A 3,384-nucleotide genomic window follows, 5' to 3' on the forward strand; every position below is an offset into this window, starting at 1 on the left:
CATCGGGAGCCCTTCCCGATGCGCGGCGGCCCGCCCTGTCCCGCCACCGCCGCCGGGAGCCCCGCGCATCGGCAGGCTCCGGGCGTCGTCCGCGAAACGGCGGGGCATCCGCGCGAGCGTCAGCCCTTGGCGAAACGCAGCTGGCCGGCGCCGGCCTCGACGTGGATGGTGTCGCCGCTGGCGAACTCGCCGGCAAGGATCTTCTGCGCCAGCGGGTTCTCCAGCTGCTGCTGGATCGCGCGCTTGAGCGGACGCGCGCCGTATACCGGGTCGAAGCCGACATTGCCCAGCAGGTCGAACGCCGAATCGGCGACTTCCAGCTTCAGCCCACGCTCGCCCAGCCGCTTTTCCAGCCCGCGCATCTGGATGCGCGCGATCTGCCGGATCTGCTGCTTGTCCAGCGGATGGAACACGACGATGTCGTCCAGGCGGTTGATGAACTCCGGGCGGAAGTGCGCCTGCACCACGCCCATCACCGCCGCCTTCATCTGCGTGTAGGCCTCCGGGCTGTCGTCGCCGCTCATGTCCTGGATCTGGTGCGAGCCCAGGTTCGAGGTCATCACGATGACGGTGTTGCGGAAGTCCACGGTGCGGCCCTGGCCGTCGGTCAGGCGGCCGTCGTCCAGTACCTGCAGCAGGATGTTGAACACATCCGGATGCGCCTTCTCCACCTCGTCCAGCAGGATCACGCTGTACGGGCGGCGGCGTACCGCCTCGGTGAGGTAACCGCCTTCCTCGTAGCCCACATAGCCCGGAGGCGCGCCGATCAGGCGCGCGACGCTGTGCTTCTCCATGAACTCGCTCATGTCGATGCGCACCATGGCGTCGGGGCTGTCGAACAGGAAATCGGCCAGCGCCTTGGTCAGTTCGGTCTTGCCCACGCCGGTCGGGCCCAGGAACAGGAACGAGCCGCTCGGGCGGTTCGGGTCGGACAGGCCGGCGCGCGAGCGGCGCACCGCGTCGGACACCACGCGGATCGCCTCTTCCTGGCCGACCACGCGCTTGTGCAGTTCATCCTCCATGCGCAGCAGCTTGTCGCGCTCGCCTTCGAGCATCCTGTTCACCGGGATGCCGGTCCAGCGCGAGACCACCTCGGCGATCTCCTCGTCGGTCACCTTGTTGCGCAGCAGCCGGAACGCGGCCTGCCCTTCCTGCTGGTCGGCCATCTGCAGGCGGCGCTCCAGCTCGGGAATCACGCCGTACTGCAGTTCGGCCACGCGGCTGAGATCGCCACGGCGCTGGGCGGCATCCAGTTCGATGCGGTTCTGCTCGATCTGCTGCTGGATCTGCGCCGAACCCTGCACGGCGGCTTTTTCCGCCTTCCAGATTTCGTTGAGGTCGGAGAACTCGCGCTCGAGCTTCTCGATATCCAGCTCCAGGTCAGCCAGGCGCTTCTGCGAGGCGTCGTCCTTTTCCTTCTTCAACATCTCGCGCTGGATCTTCAGCTGGATCAGGCGGCGTTCGAGGCGGTCGAGCTCTTCCGGCTTGGAGTCGATCTCCATGCGGATGCGCGAGGCCGCCTCGTCCATCAGGTCGATGGCCTTGTCCGGCAGCTGGCGGTCGGTGATGTAGCGGTTGGACAGCGTGGCCGCGGCGACGATGGCCGGGTCGGTGATCTCCACGCTGTGGTGCACGGCATATTTTTCCTTCAGCCCGCGCAGGATGGCGATGGTGTCCTCCACGCTCGGCTCGCCGACGAACACCTTCTGGAAACGGCGCTCCAGCGCGGCGTCCTTCTCGATGTACTGGCGGTACTCGTCCAGCGTGGTGGCGCCGATGCAGTGCAGCTCGCCGCGCGCCAGCGCCGGCTTGAGCATGTTGCCGGCGTCCATGGCGCCATCGGCCTTGCCGGCGCCGACCATGGTGTGCAGCTCGTCGATGAACAGGATGATCTGGCCCTCGTTCTTGGCCAGGTCGTTGAGCACGCCCTTCAGGCGCTCCTCGAACTCGCCGCGGAACTTGGCGCCGGCGATCAGCGCGCCCATGTCCAGCGACAGCACGCGCTTGCCACGCAGGCCTTCGGGCACTTCGTCGTTGATGATGCGCTGGGCCAGGCCTTCGACGATCGCGGTCTTGCCCACGCCGGGCTCGCCGATCAACACCGGGTTGTTCTTGGTGCGGCGCTGCAGCACCTGGATGGTGCGGCGGATTTCCTCGTCGCGACCGATGACAGGGTCGAGCTTGCCGCTCTCGGCGCGCGCGGTCAGGTCGATGGTGTATTTCTCCAGCGCCTGGCGCTGTTCCTCGGCGTTCTCGCTCTGCACGGTTTCGCCGCCGCGCAGCTTGTCGATGGCCGCTTCCAGCTTCTTTTTGTCGGCCCCGGCCGCGCGCAGCGCCATGCCGGCCGCGCCCCCGTCGTCGGTAGCGGCCAGCAGGAACCATTCGCTGGCGATGAACTGGTCGTTGTGCTGCTGCGCCAGCTTGTCGGTGGCGTTGAGCAGGCGGCTCAGGTCGTTGCCCATCGACAGGTTGCCGGCCTGGCCGGACACCTTGGGCAGCGCGTCCAGCGCCTCGGCCAGGCGCTCGCGCAGCACCGGCACGTTGACGCCGGCCTGGGCCAGCAGCGGCCGGCTGCTGCCGCCGGCCTGGTCGAGCAGCGCGGCCAGCACGTGCACCGGCTCGATGATGCTGTGGTCGCGGCCTACGGCCAGCGACTGCGCGTCGGCCAGGGCCTTCTGGAAGTTGGAGGTGAGCTTGTCCATCCGCATGGTGGTCATCCCGAATCAGGGGCCGGCGTCGCCGGCGATATTGGTTCAGATGCGGTTGCGGCGGTGTGATTCAAGGCCGTCCGGGAGAGGCTGTTCATGTCCGCTGAACCGTGCGGGGCTTCCCCCTGTTTGCCGGCAAGACGGCCGCGGATGTCCCAGCGGGACGGCGCCCCGCGCTACAGAACGCCTATCCCCGCCGCCCGGCCGACGGCCGCGCACCCGCCGGGACGCGGCGGGCAAGGCTCACCCGCCGCGCGTGATCGCCTGGCGCAGGGCGCGCAGCTGCCGCTTCACCGCCCGCGCCTGCTCCGGATCCAGCCGCAACAGCGCCTTCTGCCCGATCGAGCGCGCCTGCAGGTCGGGATCGACAAAGCGGTAGCGGCCGCGCTCGTCGCGCTCCAGCGCCGGCGGCTGCGCCGGTTCGGGGGCCTGCAGCAGGTGGTCGATCACTCCGACCAGGCGGTCGTTGAAGTGCCCGCCGGGATGGCCCAGTTCGCGGTACGCCTGCTGCACCAGCGGATACAGGCGCATGTAGGCCGCCGCCAGCGCATCGGCATCGGCGGCGGTGAACGCCGTCACATACGGCGCGTAGCGCGCGGCATTGCCGCTGGCGACGGGGCTGGCCGGGGCGGGCGCGCCGGGGCCCCGCCGGGCCCCCGCCCCCCCCCGCCCCCCC

Annotated in this window: 2 protein-coding genes; both read right to left on the minus strand. The window is 69.3% G+C overall.

Annotated features, from left to right (window positions below):
* Positions 1-119 precede the first annotated feature (119 nt).
* The gene (gene clpB, locus QMX80_RS18850) at positions 120-2,708 is read right to left on the minus strand and encodes an ATP-dependent chaperone ClpB (RefSeq protein ID WP_282278703.1); all 2,589 of its coding nucleotides are present in this window, start codon (positions 2,706-2,708) and stop codon (positions 120-122) included.
* Between the two features lie 243 nt (positions 2,709-2,951).
* Positions 2,952-3,384, minus strand: a 433-nt coding sequence (locus QMX80_RS18855; protein ID WP_282278702.1) for a DUF3014 domain-containing protein, incomplete at its 5' end; no start/stop codon positions are given.

Origin of the sequence: Stenotrophomonas sp. PS02297 (assembly GCF_029959705.1) — a bacterium.
Classification (GTDB): domain Bacteria; phylum Pseudomonadota; class Gammaproteobacteria; order Xanthomonadales; family Xanthomonadaceae; genus Stenotrophomonas; species Stenotrophomonas nitritireducens.

Coding starts and splice junctions, on each gene's coding strand:
- clpB (WP_282278703.1), bottom strand. CDS start 2,708: ATGCGGATGGACAAGCTCACCTCCAACTTCCAGAAGGCCCTGGCCGAC.